Raw genomic sequence first — 1050 nt, 5'->3', positions numbered from 1 at the left:
GTGTCCCCGGTTGGGGGGTGGTCTCCCCACAAGTGCGGGTGGATTCCCTGGTCACAGGCGTTCACTATGGGAAACCTGATGGGTCTGGGGGGATCACATGGGCAGCAGTATGCGCAGCAGCCGGTCGGGGGATCGGGGCAGGGACACCACTGGGGACACCACTGGGGGTGCCGGTGCGGGGCAACGCTTGGCGAAGGAACGGTCGCCGGGGGAACGGTCGCCGGCAGAACGGTCGCCGGGGGAGCGGTTGTCGGTGCGGGTGCTGGGCCCGCTGGTGGTGGCCCGGGGCGAGCACGTGCTGACGGACAAGGAGCTGGGCGGGCCGCGGCAGCGGCAGATCCTGGAGATCCTGCTGCTGCAGCCCGGGATCCCGGTGTCTAAGCAGCGGCTGGTGGACCTGGTGTGGGGGGAGCGGGCACCGGCCGGGGCCCTGGGCACGGTGGAGAGCTATGTCAGCGTGCTGCGCCGGTCCCTCCAGCCCGGCCGGGGGAAGACCGGTCCGCTGAGGACCGCCAACGGGGGCTACCTCATGGACCCGGCGATGGTGGAGGTGGACCTGCACCGGTTCGACCGGTTGTTCGAGGCCGCCCGGGGCTGCCCCACCCGGGAGGCCTACCCGTTGCTGGTCGCCGCCCTGGACCTGGCCGCAGCACCTCTGCTGGAGAACGAGCTGGGCTGTGAGTGGGCCGGCTCCCAGCGCACCCTGCACGCGGCCCGGGTGGGGCAGGCCCGGGTGCTGGCCGCCGAAGCCGCCCTTGAGCTGGGGCGGGTCGCGGAGGCGGTCGCCCGGGCCCGGGCCGTGCTGGGGCAGGAGGCGGTGAACGAGCGGGCCTGGACGGTGCTGGTCCTCGGGCTCGAGGCGGGCGGGCACCCGGTGGAGGCCCTGCAGGCCTACGACCAGTGCCGGAAGGTCCTGGACCGGGACCTGGGGTGTTGCCCGGGGCCGGTGCTGCGCGCGGCCCACCAGCGGGTCCTGGAGGCCACCGCGGCGACCGGTGACGAGCTGGCGCAGGCCGTGGCGGCCCTGCTGGTGCTCCACGGCCACCACCA

Annotated in this window: 1 protein-coding gene; it reads left to right on the top strand. The window is 74.1% G+C overall.

Going from position 1 to position 1050, the window contains the following annotated elements; all coding sequences use genetic code 11:
• Positions 1 to 253 precede the first annotated feature (253 nt).
• A partial coding sequence (locus tag M3185_RS16940; RefSeq protein WP_251334842.1) for an AfsR/SARP family transcriptional regulator occupies positions 254 to 1050 on the top strand: 797 nt, incomplete at its 3' end.

This window comes from Kocuria rosea (assembly GCF_023715525.1).
GTDB lineage: Bacteria > Actinomycetota > Actinomycetes > Actinomycetales > Micrococcaceae > Kocuria > Kocuria rosea_A.
The sequence above is the reverse complement of the archived record's forward strand: the minus strand, read 5'-3'. Positions and strand labels throughout refer to the sequence as shown.